Annotated in this window: 14 protein-coding genes; 6 read left to right on the forward strand and 8 right to left on the reverse strand. The window is 50.3% G+C overall.

Annotated features, from left to right (window positions below; translation table 11 throughout):
- Positions 1-329 precede the first annotated feature (329 nt).
- The 4 genes from panD (at position 330) to JUB14_RS05915 (ending at position 3122) form a co-directional block, all read left to right on the forward strand.
- Positions 330-677 carry an aspartate 1-decarboxylase gene (gene panD, locus JUB14_RS05900; RefSeq protein WP_207504947.1) on the forward strand — a complete coding sequence of 116 codons (348 nt, stop codon included), beginning with the start codon at positions 330-332 and terminating at the stop codon, positions 675-677.
- Between the two features lie 105 nt (positions 678-782).
- Positions 783-1817 carry a lysylphosphatidylglycerol synthase transmembrane domain-containing protein gene (locus JUB14_RS05905; RefSeq protein ID WP_207504948.1) on the forward strand — a complete coding sequence of 345 codons (1035 nt, stop codon included), beginning with the start codon at positions 783-785 and terminating at the stop codon, positions 1815-1817.
- A 52-nt stretch (positions 1818-1869) separates the two neighbouring features.
- Complete coding sequence (gene rfaE2, locus JUB14_RS05910) at positions 1870-2355, forward strand: D-glycero-beta-D-manno-heptose 1-phosphate adenylyltransferase (protein WP_207505951.1); 486 nt, start codon at positions 1870-1872, stop codon at positions 2353-2355.
- An 86-nt stretch (positions 2356-2441) separates the two neighbouring features.
- Entirely contained in the window at positions 2442-3122 is a 681-nt protein-coding gene (locus JUB14_RS05915) for a zinc metallopeptidase (protein WP_207504949.1), read from the forward strand.
- A 213-nt stretch (positions 3123-3335) separates the two neighbouring features.
- On the opposite strand, the gene JUB14_RS05920 is transcribed toward JUB14_RS05915, so the two are convergent.
- The 7 genes from JUB14_RS05920 to JUB14_RS05950 all read right to left on the reverse strand — a co-directional run bounded on the left by JUB14_RS05920 (position 3336) and on the right by JUB14_RS05950 (position 13490).
- A complete protein-coding gene (locus JUB14_RS05920; RefSeq protein ID WP_207504950.1) occupies positions 3336-4511 on the reverse strand; it encodes a glutathionylspermidine synthase family protein in 1176 nt (391 codons plus the stop codon).
- A 101-nt stretch (positions 4512-4612) separates the two neighbouring features.
- Entirely contained in the window at positions 4613-5215 is a 603-nt protein-coding gene (locus JUB14_RS05925; protein ID WP_207504951.1) for a Cj0371 family chemotaxis-regulating polar lipoprotein, read from the reverse strand.
- A 225-nt stretch (positions 5216-5440) separates the two neighbouring features.
- Entirely contained in the window at positions 5441-6379 is a 939-nt protein-coding gene (locus JUB14_RS05930) for a nuclear transport factor 2 family protein (RefSeq protein ID WP_207504952.1), read from the reverse strand.
- 134 nt (positions 6380-6513) lie between these two features.
- Entirely contained in the window at positions 6514-7683 is a 1170-nt protein-coding gene (locus tag JUB14_RS05935) for an FG-GAP repeat domain-containing protein (protein WP_229367548.1), read from the reverse strand.
- A gap of 82 nt (positions 7684-7765) precedes the next feature.
- Positions 7766-8725 (reverse strand): bile acid:sodium symporter family protein, encoded by a 960-nt coding sequence (locus JUB14_RS05940; protein ID WP_207504953.1) that lies wholly within the window; start codon positions 8723-8725, stop codon positions 7766-7768.
- Positions 8726-8818: 93 nt separating this feature from the next.
- A complete protein-coding gene (locus tag JUB14_RS05945) occupies positions 8819-10339 on the reverse strand; it encodes a SusD/RagB family nutrient-binding outer membrane lipoprotein (RefSeq protein ID WP_207504954.1) in 1521 nt (506 codons plus the stop codon).
- A 13-nt stretch (positions 10340-10352) separates the two neighbouring features.
- Positions 10353-13490, reverse strand: coding sequence for a SusC/RagA family TonB-linked outer membrane protein (locus JUB14_RS05950; protein WP_229367549.1), 3138 nt, complete (start codon positions 13488-13490; stop codon positions 10353-10355).
- A gap of 261 nt (positions 13491-13751) precedes the next feature.
- Between JUB14_RS05950 and JUB14_RS05955 the strand changes: the two genes are divergently transcribed.
- Together JUB14_RS05955 and JUB14_RS05960 are read left to right on the forward strand one after the other, a co-directional pair.
- Positions 13752-14699 (forward strand): RraA family protein, encoded by a 948-nt coding sequence (locus JUB14_RS05955; protein WP_207504956.1) that lies wholly within the window; start codon positions 13752-13754, stop codon positions 14697-14699.
- A 128-nt stretch (positions 14700-14827) separates the two neighbouring features.
- A complete protein-coding gene (locus JUB14_RS05960) occupies positions 14828-16111 on the forward strand; it encodes a mandelate racemase/muconate lactonizing enzyme family protein (protein ID WP_207504957.1) in 1284 nt (427 codons plus the stop codon).
- 126 nt (positions 16112-16237) lie between these two features.
- Here the strand turns inward: JUB14_RS05960 and JUB14_RS05965 are convergent, their stop codons facing one another.
- Positions 16238-17170: an RraA family protein gene (locus JUB14_RS05965; protein ID WP_207504958.1), complete on the reverse strand. Its 933-nt coding sequence runs from the start codon at positions 17168-17170 to the stop codon at positions 16238-16240.
- Positions 17171-17273 lie beyond the last annotated feature (103 nt).

Here is a 17273-nt window from a genome sequence, read left to right on the forward strand (position 1 = left end):
GGATTCTCAAAATACTTGAAACCTTTGGCTAATATTGTACAAAAGGAGTAGAAAGTAGGCCTTATCTACTTGATGTATTCTTCTGTATTTATGAGGCTACCGGAGGGGGCGTAAGTACTGAGTAGAAGTAAAAGTGCCTTGAATCTACTTCCTGCTTAATAAATAGGAATAAGTGGGCTGATACAGGATTGTGACTATTCACTACCCTGGAACCGGGAGGAGCAAAGCGGTGTTTTGATGGGTGAGTACAAATACCCTAACTTTGCACGCGTAAGGGAGCAATACCTGTCAGGTAGTCCCTCCTGAAAGCTCTTTAACTTATTTGATTGATGCAAATTACATTGATGAAATCGAAGATCCATCGGGTCAAGGTAACGCAGGCTGAACTTAACTATGTCGGTAGCATTACAATAGATGAGGATCTGATGGATGCGGCGGGTATATTTGAGCACGAGCAGGTCCATATTGTTAACAATAACAACGGTGAGCGGCTGGTAACCTACGTAATCAAAGGAGCCCGTGGTTCGGGGACCATTTGTCTGAATGGAGCCGCGGCCCGCAAAGCCCAGGTAGGTGATATTATTATTATCATTACCTACGCCAGCATGAGCCCTGAAGAAGCTAAAGACTTCAAACCCAAAGTAGTATTTCCCGACGATTCCAACCGACTGGTGTAATAATCAGTACAGATCTGAAATTTGTGCAGCAGACAGCGACAATTGTTAGGAAATTGTTCGATGTCTGCTTTTTTTTGCTTTGTATATTCACTATTAAACTGCTTCATGAAGAATCTTCTCCGATACGCCATCTCCCTTGGACTAGCAGGTGGCTTGCTCTGGTTTGTGTTTAAGGATATTGACCTGGGAGCGATGCTGGAACGTCTTCAGCAGGCCGACTGGCGCTGGATAGCCGTGTCATGTCTTATTCTGATGGCGGCGCATATCACCCGGGCGTGGCGCTGGCAGATGCTTATGGAGCCCCTGGGGTACAAGCCCAATTTGTTTGATGCTTCTATCGCGGTATTTACCGGCTATTTTGCCAACTATATAGTACCCCGTATGGGTGAGGTGACCCGCTGCGGTACCTTGTACCGGCTGGAGCGCGTGCCGGTCAACCTTAGCTTTGGTACGGTAGTCGCCGAACGTATTTTTGATGTGATTACACTAGTCATCCTGATCGGACTGAACTTTATACTGGAATTTGACCGGCTGAGTGGATTTTTCGGGGAGCTGTTTGGTAGTAAAGTTGGCGGAGAGGGGGAAGGTAGCGGGGCTACTAACTGGCTGCTGATACTGGTACTTACAGGAGTTGTAGCCGTAGTAGTATTGGGGTACCTGTTCTTTAAGAATAAAGCTCTACGGGAAAAAGTACTCGCCAATGCCCTCGTGCAAAAGATAGTAAGCTTTTCGAAGGGTATGCTGGAAGGTCTGCTCAGTATTCGTAAGCTCAGCAGCCCCGGCCTCTTTATAGCCAGTTCATTGCTCATCTGGGTATTTTACTACCTGAGCTCCTACGTGTTGTTTTACTGTATACCCGAGACATCCGACCTGGGTATGCTGGCCGGCCTGACGGTATTGGTCATAGGGGCTATCGGGATGGCTGCCCCTACGCAGGGAGGTATCGGAGCTTATCACCTGCTGGTAGGCAACGTGATGTTACTATATGGACTGAACCAGAAAGACGGTATTACACTGGCTACATTCATACACGGTACCCAGATGCTGTTAATGCTGGTAGTAGGCGCGCTGGCTTTTCTGGTAGTACTATTCAAGAATAAGGCGCGCAAGGAAGTGGTAGAGGAGGTGCAGCAGGTCTGAGGAGTTGCCCGATGGGCTCCATATTGTAGTGATTACCCTAACCCATACTACTATGATTTCTACCGAAAGCAAGATTATGCGCCTGGACGAAGCCGTTACGCAGGTGCAGGATTGGCAGCGTGCGGGGCAAAAGATCGTCTTTACCAACGGATGCTTTGATATTGTACACCTAGGGCATATCGACTATCTGGAGAAGGCCCGGGCGACCGGCGACCGGCTGGTACTGGGGCTTAATACTGACTCCTCGGTAAGCAGGCTCAAGGGGCCGCAGCGCCCGGTCGTGAACGAGCACGCGCGGGCCCGGCTGGTGGCGGCGCTATTATTTGTAGATACTGTCATTTTGTTCGATGATCCAACCCCAATCCGTTTAATTGAGGCTGTAAAACCTGACATTTTGGTCAAAGGTGACGATTATACCGTTGAAACAATCGTTGGCGCAGATTTTGTACTGTCTAATGGAGGCGAGGTCAAAACAATACCCCTTGTAAAAGGCTATTCGACGACTTCATTAATTGAAAAGATCAAGCAGAGCTACTAAATCAGCGATGCTATTTTTAGTAGAAAATTCGTTCTACTAGTAATGATTTTAACCCATAGCAGTTCACTTAAAACGATTATAATACAATGGCAGGTGCATATTTGATTGGTATCATCGTCATGATCGTCAGCTTGTACGTTCAGTGGCGACTCAAAAGTAAATTTAATGAATATTCGCAGGTAGGGCTGAGCATCGGTCTGAGCGGTAAAGAGATCGCTGAGAAGATGCTTCGCGACAACGGGATCTTTGATGTACGGGTAGTATCGGTGGAGGGTATGCTTACTGACCACTACAACCCACAGGATAAGACCGTCAACCTGAGTTCAGATGTATACTACGGCCGTAGTGTATCGGCGGCGGCGGTATCGGCCCACGAATGTGGTCACGCGGTGCAGCACGCCACGGCTTACTCCTGGCTGAAGTTTCGCTCACAGATGGTTCCCTTCCTGAGTGTGTCTTCGCGCTATATGCAGTGGATTATTCTGGGGGGTATCCTGCTGATCAACACGACTATTATTCCTCTGGCCATTGGAGTGGCTCTGTTTGGAGTAACTACGCTTTTCTCGTTCATTACATTGCCCGTAGAATACGACGCCAGCAACCGGGCCTTGGCCTGGATTCAGAGCAATCGCGTGGTGAATGAGCGCGAATATGGAATGGCTTCGGATGCGCTCAAATGGGCGGCCCGTACCTACCTCGTAGCGGCACTTGGTTCACTGGCTACCTTGCTCTACTACGTGAGCCTGCTGATGGGTAGAAGAGAATAGTATCAATTAGTGATTGAAAGAATTAGAGAATGAGTGAATAGATAACCAAATGAGCGATTGAGGTATTTTCCTTCAATCGCTCATTTTTTATTTCCAATTGAAGGTCAATCTCTTCCCGCTACGGTTGTCGACTAGGACCAAAAATTAACAATCTACATTTGACAATCGATCTCTGATTCACTATCCTTCATTCTCTCATTCCCTATTAATTAGTCACCCCTCCACAATATGTCCCACAAACTGGGCAGTATTATCTAGAATACGACCTCCCCGCCTGAATCCAAGCGCACAAGGCTCACCGGCGTAGAATACACCCGCCTGATACGAATTGCCCTGCGCATCCTGCGGAAACTCTACGTATTCCTGATAGATGCGTGGTTGTTTATCATACTCACCTTCAACTTTCTCAAGAGCTTCTCCTCCTTTTTCCAGAATGGCTACGTTAGCGCCTTCCCGACCGAATAAGACCTTACTTACCGAACGCTTGTGCGGCAGGGCGTACCGCTCGGTCTGGAGCAGGTGCGGATGGTAAGGGTACAGGTCCCAGAGTACCTTCAGGATGTACTTGGACTGAAACAGCAGTGTATAGGCCGGATTGAGTACTACTACCCTGCGATTACGGACCAGCGTAGTCAGGATGCTGGCCAGCTCAGGCTCTTCCCACCCGATGTACTCCCAGGGTACTAATTTGAACCAGAAGTCGAAGCGCACGAAGTGACCATGCTGTGACTCCTGCATGAATATGCCTTCCTCGGCCGAAAACTCTACTTCATCAATAAAGGCGAACTCTACCTCAAAACCCGCTTCACGGGCTGCCTCACCTAGCAGGGCTACGTTGGCGTCATCCTCGGGGTAATCACGCATGGCAGACAGGAGCAGGCTGGGCGTCAGGTCGCTATTGGCTTCAAGAATATACCGGAACTGCCCGACCAGAGTTTCATACAGCGTATTGAACTGAAGGGCGTCATCCATACCGTTGGCACGCAGGTGAGCCCACTGTACCACCGCTGTTTCCGGCAGGCAGGTGGCAGTATCCGCATTAAATTCAATGAGCTTTACCGGTTCACCCCCTATACCACCGGCCAGGTCGAAGCGGCCGTACAGGTGTACGTGCCGATCATCCTCCCAGGAGGCTTTTATCAGATCGATCAGGTTATCCGGAATTCCCATGTCGCGGAACAGGTTGTTATCTATCACATGCTGACCAGCCTCAACGAGCATATCGTAGAGAGAACCGGCCGCTTCGTAATAGGCATTAGCCTCTGTTTCATTCAATACGACGGTATCCTGTACCAGATAGGGGATAGTATCTTCCCCCAGCATCCAGTTCCAGCCCAGCGAGCGAAGCGCTTTCTCAGGGTGCTGAGACAATGGTCTTAACGTAATCATACTAAGCAGTAATAATAGCTAAATCAGTAGGTAAGTGTATAAACAGGGCTGCCTGCACTCACAAGTGGTATAGGCAGCCCTGATGTAATAGTCAGATCAGCTTAACCTCCAACGCGTCCCGACGAACGGTTGAAAAAGCCGGAACGACCGCCCGATGGACGAGAGGTCACTACCCGTGAGCGACTGACATTTGAATAGGCACTCTGTGATTGCTGGTAGGTAGCCGGATTGCTGTAGAAACGGCTGGGATTGTTGTACCGGTTACGGTAGGAGTTGATATAGCCCATGTTCATCATACTGCCCAGCATGTACCCCATACCGCCGTAAAGAAGTACACTTGATAGCCCGCTGCCTATTCCTGCTGACTGGTTGGTCTGGAGCTGATCGTCGATCAGGGCTTTGGCGGCCTGAGGGCTCAGGGTATCACTGTGGCCATCCTGGTACGAAACAATAGCCGCCGACTGGTTAAAGGGAACGGTTTCCTCATTGGTAATCTGAAACTCGCCCGGTGATACCTCTTTGATATGAGAGCGAATACCCTGGCTGTACGAAGTATCGGCTTCGTAGCTGTATTGATCTTCGTTGCTGTTGGTATTGCAGCCGGGCAGGGCTATTCCGCCGGCCATGATTGCCAGGGCCAGGGTACTGCTAATGGTTATATCTTTGGCTCGCCGGATGAAGGAGCCGGTGCGTAAAGGTGTCATGACTTTAGGTGTATTGGTAGAAGTATAAGAACAAATATAGCACCTAGATGTTTGGCCTTCGATAGGAACCGGGCCGAGTGGTAAGTCTATCTTAGCGAGCCGTATGCAGGAGGGATAAACGGTTCATATAATAATACCCATCCTGAGTACTTCCCCTGGTGAGTGTTTTCTTGATCAACAGGCGGGGATGTACTCAGGATGGGTAGGTACTTATTCTTAGGATTTTTACTTTTTAGGTAGTGTAGTCATGTGTACGATTTTCCAGTTGCCTCCCAGTTTTTCCAGATACCGGCTTTCCAGATTAGTGTATCGCTCGCCGTTGGGTTTCTGGAAGGTCTGCTCGAAGGTCACCCAGGCAGCGCTTCCGTTAGGTCTTACCTCATACCTGGTATTGCTGAATGTAATACCTGGTTCGTTAGGCTTCTGAGCCGACAAGCGCGCGATCTGGTCACTCATTTCGGGACCTGATACGACGTAAGCTTTGCCACTTTCGTCGGTAAGGGTGTGGGTGGCATAGGACAAGTCGGCCCAGCAGGACTGCATCTGTTTTCCATCATTGCGGAGCCAGGCAGAGGTCTCGTCTTCGATTACTTTCTTGATCAGGTACAGTTCAGGGTCCTGGTCAGATGAAAGTATCGTGTACCCAAGTTTGTCTTGTGCACTGACCCGGTTAAAGTACATGTAGGTATTTTTGAGTTTACCATCCACTACCTGAGCTGTCACCTGGAAAGGAATGCTCATTACGGGGCCGCCGTTGCGCTCCCGCCAGTTGTATACGCCCCGGCTCATTACCCATTCTCCCTGATCGGTGCCGGATTTAGATTGAAATGATAAGGTTGTACGGTTGCTGATGCTTTGCTCGGTGCGGTCATGTGCGGCTCGTTCCCAACTCTCTGTCAGCTGATTCAGATTCATGGATTCACTGGCGCCCGGTCCGTATTCGGTGTAGTCGGGGCGGAGCTTTGCTTTGGCTCTTTCAAAATTGCCGGAAACCAGGTCATCCAGATAACTATCTAGTAGTTGTACGTTTTTGTCGGCGTTCGGGGTCAGCGCGACAAGGTCATTGTGTCGGGGTGTTTTCTGGGCTGTCGCATCTATACATAGCAGCAGCAGCACTATTCCTAAACCCTGTACCCATACTGAAACACTATTTGCTGGTCTCATACTTGTGGAGGTTTAAAAGGTGAAATTTAATCCAACTAACCAACCATCAAGAAAACACTGTTACATATGGTACGAAGATAAGCAATATTTATTATTCTAAGAATACTATTTCGGTTACATTTTTACGTATGAAACTACTTTTTCTGATTCCAGTAGATCACTACGTTGCGGGTGGATCGGCCGGCAGCTACCAGGTCCAGGTCACCATCACCATCCAGATCAGCGGCTCTTAGGTCCTCACAGGCCATTTCCACCTTTTCGTCCAGCGCGTATTCCTGCCACTGGATACCCTCCTTATCGGTTCCTACGTACAGCCGCACCCCCACTTGCTTGCTATCATTAGGTTCCCGCCAGCCTACGGCAATCTGGTCCCGTCCCTGACCCAGAAAATCAGCGCAGACAATGGCATGCGCCTGTTTCATATTGTCAGTCACTACGGTACGTCTATCCTTGGTATATACTACCAGGCTGGTGCCGTGCATGGGCTCAATGGTAGCGGTCATGAGCTGACCGTTGCCCAGGGTACCCGTTCTTACTTCGCCTATGCCCTGATTGTTTACCATCCAGGTACCCGATGGAGCCCAGCCGTCGGCACCATTCAGAAACACCTGCACGCCTTCTTTGCCTCCGACAGCCAAGCCCAGAAAGCCACTCTTTGCTTCCAGCGGATGGAAGTTATGCGTCATGTGCATCTTGGTGTCCAGCAGTTGGTAGGGCCATAGGCCTCGGGTATTTTCGGGAACGTCGAAAGCGATCATCTGAACCGGAGTTCCTTCACCATTGCTGTTGCCCTCGCCATGCAGCGGAAGTACCACCAGTTGATACGCTCCGTCAGACTTCCGGACCCAGTGCATCCGGTGAATAGTAACCTCATGGTGCAGACGCACCGGCTCCCAGGGCTGGGTACGGTCATCGGGTGGTACCAGATAAAATACCGCCCCCGACTGCTTCAGATCCCTGGTTTCACCGGGATTCCACTGTGCCCCTACGGCTACCTCTACTTTACCGTCGCCATCAATATCACGGGCCGCTATGCATACATTATCGCGCTCAGTTAAGTTTTTAGCGAGTACGTGACGTACCCAGGAGCCCTTGGCTCCGGCGGGGTTACGGTACCAGACAATTTCTTTCTGATCGGCCATCAGGATATCCTCTTTGCCGTCGCCGTCTACATCTCCAATGGCCAGGCCGTAGCCGATATCAATCTTTGGGTCTATAACTTCTGCCTTGAAGGTAGCTTTCTGAGCCAGAACGGATGAGCCAGCCAGCAGAAGAGCCATCCATATAGTATATCGCTTCTTCATAAATGTATGTTCAGTAGGTGCCAATTTACTAAAAAAGGGCACCCTAAGGTGCCCTCTACTCATTAGTGGATAGGGGAGGCTCTTAACTCATCTGTTTTGCCTCTTCCTTGGTCATGATTACCTCTATGACTTCCTTTTTGCTCCACCAGCTGGCCAGTACCGATCCGGTGATGTTCATGATCGGGCCAAACAAGGCCGGCGCTAAGCCTACGGTGGCTACTTTGCCCATCTGTAAAGCTATACCTGAGGCCAGTCCGCCGTTCTGTAGGCCTACTTCCAGGGAAATAGTGCGGCAGTCCTGCTCGGGTAAGCCCAGCAGGCGGGCCGATAGGTATCCCAGGACATATCCCAATAAGTTATGAATCAGTGTACAGGCTACCAGTGCGACCCCAATGGTCAGCAAACTATCGCGCCCGGCGGCGGTAATAATGCTGATGATCAGGGCTATACCTACCATGGATACAAGGGGCATATAGCGGTTGAGCCAGACGGACTGCTTACGGAATATGTAGTTGACCAGCAGACCCAGCCCAATGGGAAGGATGATCATCTTAATGATGTCAACCATCATTTTCATAAAATCTACCTGTACAAAGGTACCCGCCAGCATTTTCATCAGCAGGGGCGTCAGCACGGGAGCCAGCAGCGTAGCTACGGCCGTGATAGTGAGCGAGAGCGCTACATTAGCTTTAGCAATGTACGACATGACATTAGAGGCCAGGCCACTGGGCGAGGACCCAACCAGAATAACTCCGGCCGCTATCTCGGGGGGGAAGGCAAAACTACTGGCTAATATATAGCCAATCAGAGGCATAATAGTAAACTGACATAACAGCCCGATACCTACGCTTCTGGGAGACTTGACAACTCCTTCGAAGTCTTTGAGTCCCATGGTAGTACCCATACCAAACATGATGATCTGCAGGAGGGGGACAATGAGGGTTTTAAGTTCAAAATCTCCAAGGCGGGTAAAAGGCTCCGGGAAGATCATGGCCAGGGTAGCCGCCGCAATGATGGATAGCGTGTAGAGGTAAGAGCGCACGGAACAGGTATTGGTTAGAGGTTCAGGAAAACTGGAATACGTCCTGCCCGGTGAGCAGGACGTATTGTATTACAATCAGCTTTAGTCTAAAATCTACTTATCCCACCATACCCTCGTATCCAGATCGTCTGCTCCCATTCGGGCGGTAGCTTCTTTTACATTGACGCTATTGACGGAGATCTCGGAGTTAGGGTAGGTCAGGCGGCGGATAAAGTCGCCCTTGATCCCTTTACCTGGAAACGGGTTTGGGGCCAGGACAGGGAAGCCGCTCCGGCGGAAGTTCGCGAAAGCCTCGGGGCCGTTCATGAACGACGAAATCCAGTACTGGGTGTTGATCTGCTCGAGGGCCTTACTGGCATCGAAAGGATTGGCCGCCAGATAGGCCTCAATGGCCGCCGCCGGTACCGCGCTACCCGGATCATACTCAGCCATTTGCTCCATGTGGGCGCGCACGCCACTAGTAAAGTAGCTTTGAGGGGAGCCCTGTATCCAGCCACGCTGGGCGGCTTCGGCTAGTAATAGCTGAGTCTGGGAGTACGTAACCAGGAACATCGGGCTCTGAAGCTTAGCCATGCGGGTACGGTCCAGCTGGCTGTAGTCATAAAAGCTCGCCAGTCCACTCGCCTGTGCCTGGGCACCAATGGTACTGTTGTCGTAGCCCAGCGGCATACCGATCTGAACGGACGGATCAGTATTGGCGCGTGAAGCTACCTGCTGTGGCCCGGAGGTGGCACCTACATAGCGTACAGCAATGGAGCGCAGGCGGGGGTCATTGGTACTCTTCAGGTAGTTGACAAAGGGCGCCGCCAGGTAGAAGTTATTAGCTTCGGTAGCATTGAGGGTATTGCCCAGGCCGTTGATGTAGTTGGCGTTGTGACGTACTACGGCATTATCCGCATTGGACTGCATCACCCCGCCCTGAAAAGCTTTTTGCACGGTTTGCTGAGCTATGTCAGGCTTTACTTTAATCAGGCGCATACCCGCCCGGAGCAGGAGTGAGTTGCCCAGGCGTTTCCATTTAGTGATATCACCCATATACAGGATGTCGGTGGTTTCGATAGGCTTAGAGGCATCCAGGGCCGCTGTGGCTTCTGTAAGCTCTTTGATGATATCCGTATAGATCGCCTCCTGCGCATCGTACTTAGGAAGTACCGCCTGCTCTATAAATCCCTTGCCCGCCTGAAAGTAGGGTACATCGCCGTACGTATCAGTAAGTACCATAAATCCGTAGGCCTGAAAGATACGGGCCATGTTCAGCAGGTTGGTGCGGTTCTGATTTCCGGTGGTGGCATGGATCACATCAGCCGTATTCCGGATCACTGATCGGTAGTAGCGCTGCCAGATCTCCAGGGTTACGTTGCGGTTGTCCTGGTTGAAATTAGCACCGGCAATAACCCCGGAGTTGGGAGTTGTGACCTGCTGTACAATGCCCATGTCATAGATAAGGGTACCTGCCGGAAAGGAGGCATTGACTACGGCGTTGTTCAACAGGAACACCGGGTTGAGGGTCGTAACCGCGGTCCGGTTCGTGTTCAGGTCGTCAAACCCATCATCACATGAGCTAATGGCTACAAACAGGAGCGCCAGCAGGGGGTATACTAGTATCTTTTTCATGATGATGGCAGAGTTAGAATTTGACATTTAGGTTGAATCCCATGCTTCGGGTAGTAGGCAGACCCGTAGCTTCCAGACCCACAATGTTATCGGAGCCAAAGCCAAATGACTCAGGGTCTATGTTGGGTACCCATTTCTTGAGAATAAACACGTTGTTAGCCACAAAGCTCAGACGCAGGTTTTTGAGCGGAGAGCTGGTTGGCAGGAAGCGGGAGAAGTCGTAGCCGGCCGTAATCTGGCGAAGCTTCCAGAAGCCCGCGTTGTATACGATAGGTTCGATCAGTGCCTGGGTACGTACTACTTCCCAGTAGGGTTGTACCTGGGCCCGTACGGTATTAGGCTCACCTTTTTCATTCACACCATCACCAAGCACACCACCTTCGCGACCTTCCAGCGTTATCTTGTGCAAACCGTGGCGTACCGCATTGAAGTTGGTTCCCGAAATCATCTTATGGCCCAGCTTGTAATCGATCAGGAACGACAGATTTACCCCTTTGTAGTTGAAGGCGTTGGTGAAACCGCCCACCCAGATCGGGATAGCGGAGCCAAAAGAGATCAGATCAGTAGTACGCAGGGGTAAACCATTAGCCCCAAATACCTGGCGGCCCTGATCGTCGCGGCGGTAGCCAAAGCCATATAGCTGGGCCATAGGCTGCCCTACGACCTGTCTTAGCTCTCCGTTGAATACGTGACGACCTACGGTAATACGCTCACCGGGTGTGTCAGTCAGCAGACTCAGTACCATGGTACGGTTGTAGGAGCCGTTAAAGGTGAGGTTCCACTCAAAGTTATTGGTCCGGATAGGTACCAGATTCAGGAGCAACTCGAGGCCACGGTTGCGGCTGCGTCCGCTGTTGATGAGCGTATTGGTGTAGCCCGAGGCATCCGAAATCTCAGCCGATACAATCTGATCAGATGTTATTTTTTCGTAGACCGCAAAGTCAATGCCTACACGGTTATCGAAGAGCTTCAGCTCTATACCTACTTCCTTCTCCGACGTGCGCATCGGTTTCAGGTTGGCATTTGGTACGGTATTCCCGTTTATAAATCCAACCGGCTGCAGAGCGCCCAGAGCATTAGGAAACAGGTTAGCATTGATACCGTAGAACAGTGCGTTAGAGTAGGGCGATACATCCGTATCACTACCTACCTCGGCATAGGCGGCGCGTATCTTACCAAAGTTGAGCCAGGTAGGCATCTGGTCAAAGGCCTGTGAAAACACGAAACTACCCGAAATAGAAGGATACAGAATGCTGCGGTTGGCGGGCGCCAGGGTCGAGAACCAGTCGTTGCGGGTGGTGACGTTCAGGTACAGGTAATCCCGGAATGACAATTCGGCTGCTCCGTAAATAGAGTTAACCGAGCGCTCCGAAAGTGCATACAGGGGGTCTTTAACCCGTCCGTTCATCACGGTATACAAGCCCCGTACAACAAAGTCAGTTACCTGTACACTGTTCAGGTCGGAGCGACGGTACATCCTATTGCCACCGGCCGTAATATCCAGCCCAAAGTCCCCGAACCGTTGGGTAGCCCCGATCAGAATGTCCGCATTGGTCTCCCGGAAGCGGCGTGTCTCCTGGGTATACATCCCATTCACAAAACCTTCGGGAGCCGGGGGGCGGGTAGCGTGGCCGGTCGGGAAGTTGTTGTAATCCTGATCACGCGACCAATAGTCCTGTCCGATGCGGCCCTGCGCGTACAGCCAGGGCAGGAAATTGTACCGTACGGCTACGTTACCAAAGATGCGGTCACGACGGATGTTCTGGAACTGCTCAGCCAGCGTAAAATAAGGGTTGGTACGGTTGCGGAAGCGGGAGTAAACATACTCATTACCATCGGCGTCATACTTCTTTTCATCCAGTAGATCCAGCGGCATGGAGTTAGCCAGATTATAGATACTGGTCGGAATAGAGTTGTCCTGATCGGCTATGACGGGTGGGTTTTTGTTGTACTCATTGGAGTAGTTGATATTACCCGTCGTACTCAGCTTCTTGGACAGATCGTAGCTGAAGCCCAGGTTGATGGTTTTGCGGTTGAAGGTATTATTGGACACAATACCCTTGTTATCCATATTGGCGAGGGAGAGGTTAAAACCTCCCTTGTCCGAAAGCGACGAGAGCGATATGGTGTTGTTGAAGTTGGTACCTTCGCGGAAGAAGGACCGGATGCGATTGTAAACCGGCACGTAGGGGACAGTAACTCCGTCAAAGAGTACCTGCGTCATACCGGGCTGGAAACGCTCTCCGAATGACCACTGGCCCGAGGTAGGATTGGGGGCCGTAGGGCGAACACCGTTTTCGCCTTGCCCGTACTCATACTGGTAGTCAGTGAAGTCCAGAGGGGTATCCACCGTGAAGTTGGAGTTGAATGATACGCCAATGCCCCGGCTGTCGCCGCGCGTTTTGGTCGTAATCATGATCACCCCGTCTTTGGCGCGTGAGCCGTAGAGAGCGGCGGCCGTGGCTCCTTTCAGAACTGTCATGCTTTCAATATCATCCGGGTTAATACTCGAAAGACCATCTCCACCATCCGAAGTATTACCACCACCACCCCGTACACCTATGGAATTGTCCGAACCGGCGTTGTTGGGGTTTGTACCAAAGTTGGTGTTATCAATAGGGACCCCGTTTACTACTATGAGAGGAGAGTTTTGACCGGAGAATGACGACTGGCCCCTGATCCGGATCTTGGATGAGCCGCCCGGGCCGGTACCGAGGCTGGTGATATTTACCCCCGCTATTTTGCCCTGTAAAGTATTAATAAAGTTGGGCGTGCGGTTCACCGTAATCTGTTCAGAAGATACCGTAGAGGTAGCGTATCCCAGTTTTTTTGCTTCCTTTCGGATACCAAGGGCCGTTACTACCACTTCATCCAGCGCCGTAGCGTTTTCTGACATGGATACATTGATCGTAGAGCGGTTGCTCACGGCTATTTCCTGCGTAGTATAGCCGATAAAGCTAAATACCAGGGTAGCGCCGGCGGGAGCGTTAATTTCATAGTTTCCATCGGAGTTGGAGGTAGTACCTACGTTACTACCTTTTACCAGAATAGAAACTCCAGGTAGAGGCTGACCATCTTTTTCATTCGTAACCTTTCCTGTTACTCGTGCTTGGGCCAACAATACAGTCGAACTTACTAAGACTGTAAGCATGGCAACTAAACATAATCGTAAAGTTCCCTTATTCATGCTGTATGGATTTAAGTTTCAGCTGCAATAAGCGAAATCTTTAAATTATCTAATTAAAAACTTACATATTTTTATTTCAATCTTTCTAGCTGTGTATCAATACTATACATGGTTATTTATTAATACATTTTAATAAGTAGGATTAGATTAAGATAAAAATTAATTTAAATAGTCATATTGAGTAGTAAGACAGGCACCTTTGCTTATTCTCAAAAAATAAGCACTATGAAAACACTACTTTTACTAACTCTTTGCCTGTATACGCTGCTCCAGATTCCTGCTCAGGGACAGCAAATTTCCAAAGCCGACTTGTTGTTTCTGACTCCCGAATGGAAGGGCGAGAGATTTCCGGACGGGCGTCCCAAAGTATCAGATGAACTCCTCAACCGACTTAAGCTGGTGACGCACGAGGAGGCATGGGCCGTAATGAAAGGCCAGAACTACAAGTACCAGTACGCTGAAGGCTGGAAGACCATTAACCCGGACAGTGTGCTGGTTGGGCGGGCGGTTACCGCCACTTTCATGCCCGGCCGCCCCGATGTGCATCGGGTCATTGATAAGAGAGGCCATGAAAAGGACGGGCGCGTGAAGTCGCAGAACTCCTGGCCAATAGATATGCTCGTCAAGCGCGATGTATACGTAGTAGATCAGTTTGGGATGCATGAGGATGGCCCTACTATTGGTGATAACCTGGGGAACTCCATCTTTGCCAAGACCGGCAACGGCATCGTATATGAGGGAGCGGTCAGAGATATAGCCGGTCTGAAAGAAATCGGCTCCTTTACCTCCTTCTTCCGGTCCTACCATCCTTCCCACCATCTCAACAACCCTGATGGTGAGCTTAATACTACGCTGGTCGCTATCAACCAGCCTACCCGAATTGGTAAGGTCATGGTCTTGCCCGGCGATGCGGTACTGGGCCGTGACGGAGCCGTGACCTTTATTCCCCCCCATCTGCTGGAGCAGGTTGTGACTACCTCAGAGATCGTACGGCTACGGGATATGTTTGGGCATCAGCGGCTGCGTGAGCAAAAGTACACACCGGGACAGATTGACAACCGCTGGTCGGCGGACATAGAAAAGGATTTCTCGCAGTGGCTCAACGCACATGCTAATGAACTGCCGGTACCTAAGGAAGCTATTCAGAAGTACCTGGAGAAGCGTACCTGGTAAGTAGCTACTAGCTTTTAGCAGTCAGCAATTTGTTATTAGCCATACCTTCTGGTGTAGGCTTTTGGGGCGCATCTTCTGATGCACCAGTCCTCTTACTCATAATCCAACCAATCAATCTTTACCTCTATATGAAATCAAATTTATCCCGCCGCTCTTTTTTTCAGAAGGGTGCCCTGGCGGCTGCCATGAGTACTACTGCAATCAATTCCTTTGGCAGCGGTCTGGTCGAAGCCGTTGAGCGTACTCCTCAATCCTCCAAACCCTCCGAGCTGCGTATTACGGATATCAAATGCGGCTATATACGCAACGGGCACAGCCTGTTTGTGAAGGTCTATACCAATCAGGATATATGGGGGTGTGGTGAAGGAGTAGACGCCACGCCCGGTACGTACCACCTGGTGAAGATGATGGGGCAGCGGATCAAGGGAAAGAGCCCGTTGAACGTGCACCGGCTGTTTGAAGATGTACGCCGATCTGGATTTTTTGAGGGGGCACAGTCGGGTATGTACATAGCCGTACTGACGGCCGTCGAAACGGCCCTCTGGGACCTGGTGGGAAAAGCCTACGGTATGCCCGTGTACCAGTTGCTGGGCGGGAAGTTTAGGGACAAGATCAGAGTGTACTGTGACACCGCCGCCTACCGGACAGAAGGTCCCAGGCCCGAAGACTTTGCCAAAGCGGCCAAAGATGCGGTTAATGCGGGCTATACGGCCGTGAAGTTTGATATTGATGAACGTAATGATCCGGCTAAGTACGACGCCTATAACTGGACGGCCAGTCCGGGCGAACTGGAGCGTATGTACAACCAGGTAGCGGCGGTGCGCAAAGCTGTAGGACCAAAGATTGACATTTGTATTGATATGCACGGGCGCTATGACCTACCAACTGGAAAGAAAGTAGCCAAACTGATGGAGCCCCTGAACCTGATGTTTCTGGAAGAGCCAATACCGGCCGAAAACGCTGAGGCATACAAATTGATCACCGACTCCACAAGTACACCGATCTGCGCGGGCGAAAATCACTACCTGGCCCATGGCTTCCGGCGGTTGTTCGAGCTGGGCGCCGTCGACATTGTGATGCCGGACCTGCAGAAGGCCGGGGGACTCGGTGAAGCACAACGGATTGCTAATCTAGCCAACCTGTACTACGTACCCTTCGCTCCGCACATGGTTGCTTCGTATCTAGGAGCTATGGCCTCCAGCCACGTGTGTGCCTCGGTACCTAACTTTCTGATTCTGGAGTGGCAGGTTTATTTTGACGAAGATCCCATGTTCAAAGAAATTGTCACTTTTAATGGGCCGATGATCGAAAAAGGATACATCCCGCTGTCCGAAAAGCCGGGGATAGGGGTGGAGATCAATGAGGAGGGAATGCGTAAGTATGCCACCCCTGGTATGCCTTTTTTTGAATAAAATGTCGATTTGACACAGTACAGCGCTATATACCAACAAAAATGCCGACCAAGCGGTCGGCATTTTTGCCATCTATTAGCCATGAAAAATTTTCATCTACTGCAATTATACAAACGAGTTTTGCAATTACCAAGTTCTGTTTTTTAAGAAATTATCTAATTGCTGTTTTGTCATCGGTACTTTATCCGGATTTTCATTGATCCATTTCAGGAAATCGGCCTTTATTGTATCATTCCAGGCCTGATCAATTTCGCCCGGCGTATATTTTTTTTCGCGCAGGCGCTGGTGTCCGAATGTATCTTTTAAAGCAATGAATTCAGAGTTCACAATGACCTTCTCGGCCAGGTGCGCCGGGATAAAAACAACTCCTCCTTTTTTAGCCAGTACGAGATCACCGGGTAGAACTGTTGCATTACCAATTCGGGTTGGGCAGTTGATACAGCCTACTACCATGTTCTGAATGTAAGAGGGATCGAAACCCCGTACCCAGGCGTTGAAACCGTCTATTTTGGATAGCCCCTCAAGGTCACGAACACTTCCGTCAAATATTACCCCATTCTTGGATTTGGTATAGATGGAGTTGCCCAGGTTGTCGCCGATCAGGGTACCCCAGGCTATTTTGCCAAATCCGTCGGCTACGTATACATCCCCCTCGTTCAGCATATCAATAGGCCAGGAGTTGTTGCCCCCTTTGCGGCCTTCTTTTTTTCCCTGCTCCTTGATTGGTCCTTCCATATCCGGGCGGGATGGTAGGTAGGTAACAGGTAACGCCCGACCGGCCATTACCTGGTCTGGATGAATGATCTGCCAGTTCCCCTCGTACTGTGTGTGGTAGCCTTCATTACGCAATACCCCCCATGCCTCTTCAATTGATATATTCTTTAAGCGCTTGATCAGATCTTCCGGAACTTTGGGTCTGCCGTCAGGATAGCGCTCTCCCTTCCATTCACCAGAGTAAGCCATAACCTGGTCTTTGGTAGCCTGCACAGACTGAGCGAGTAAGGTAGAGGTGGTAGTGTAAAAACTGCAAAAGGTAAAGAGTAGGAACAAGCGTTTCATAGGCTTTCTAGGTTTGTATAGTCATATTATAGCTTACTATTTTCATATAAAAGCAGCGTGTCCTTTTTTTTACCCTAGTCGCTTACTTTTTTATTCATACAGT

This window comes from Telluribacter humicola (genome assembly GCF_017355935.1).
Taxonomy (GTDB): Bacteria; Bacteroidota; Bacteroidia; order Cytophagales; family Spirosomataceae; genus Telluribacter; species Telluribacter humicola.

Excerpts from the sequence above, each read along its gene's own strand:
- JUB14_RS05950 (WP_229367549.1), bottom strand. The coding sequence starts at position 13,490 with ATGCTTACAGTCTTAGTAAGTTCGACTGTATTGTTGGCCCAAGCACGA.
- JUB14_RS05905 (WP_207504948.1), top strand. The coding sequence starts at position 783 with ATGAAGAATCTTCTCCGATACGCCATCTCCCTTGGACTAGCAGGTGGC.
- rfaE2 (WP_207505951.1), top strand. The coding sequence starts at position 1,870 with ATGATTTCTACCGAAAGCAAGATTATGCGCCTGGACGAAGCCGTTACG.
- JUB14_RS05945 (WP_207504954.1), bottom strand. The coding sequence starts at position 10,339 with ATGAAAAAGATACTAGTATACCCCCTGCTGGCGCTCCTGTTTGTAGCC.
- JUB14_RS05965 (WP_207504958.1), bottom strand. The coding sequence starts at position 17,170 with ATGAAACGCTTGTTCCTACTCTTTACCTTTTGCAGTTTTTACACTACC.
- JUB14_RS05930 (WP_207504952.1), bottom strand. The coding sequence starts at position 6,379 with ATGAGACCAGCAAATAGTGTTTCAGTATGGGTACAGGGTTTAGGAATA.
- JUB14_RS05935 (WP_229367548.1), bottom strand. The coding sequence starts at position 7,683 with ATGAAGAAGCGATATACTATATGGATGGCTCTTCTGCTGGCTGGCTCA.
- JUB14_RS05955 (WP_207504956.1), top strand. The coding sequence starts at position 13,752 with ATGAAAACACTACTTTTACTAACTCTTTGCCTGTATACGCTGCTCCAG.
- panD (WP_207504947.1), top strand. The coding sequence starts at position 330 with ATGCAAATTACATTGATGAAATCGAAGATCCATCGGGTCAAGGTAACG.
- JUB14_RS05925 (WP_207504951.1), bottom strand. The coding sequence starts at position 5,215 with ATGACACCTTTACGCACCGGCTCCTTCATCCGGCGAGCCAAAGATATA.
- JUB14_RS05920 (WP_207504950.1), bottom strand. The coding sequence starts at position 4,511 with ATGATTACGTTAAGACCATTGTCTCAGCACCCTGAGAAAGCGCTTCGC.
- JUB14_RS05960 (WP_207504957.1), top strand. The coding sequence starts at position 14,828 with ATGAAATCAAATTTATCCCGCCGCTCTTTTTTTCAGAAGGGTGCCCTG.
- JUB14_RS05915 (WP_207504949.1), top strand. The coding sequence starts at position 2,442 with ATGGCAGGTGCATATTTGATTGGTATCATCGTCATGATCGTCAGCTTG.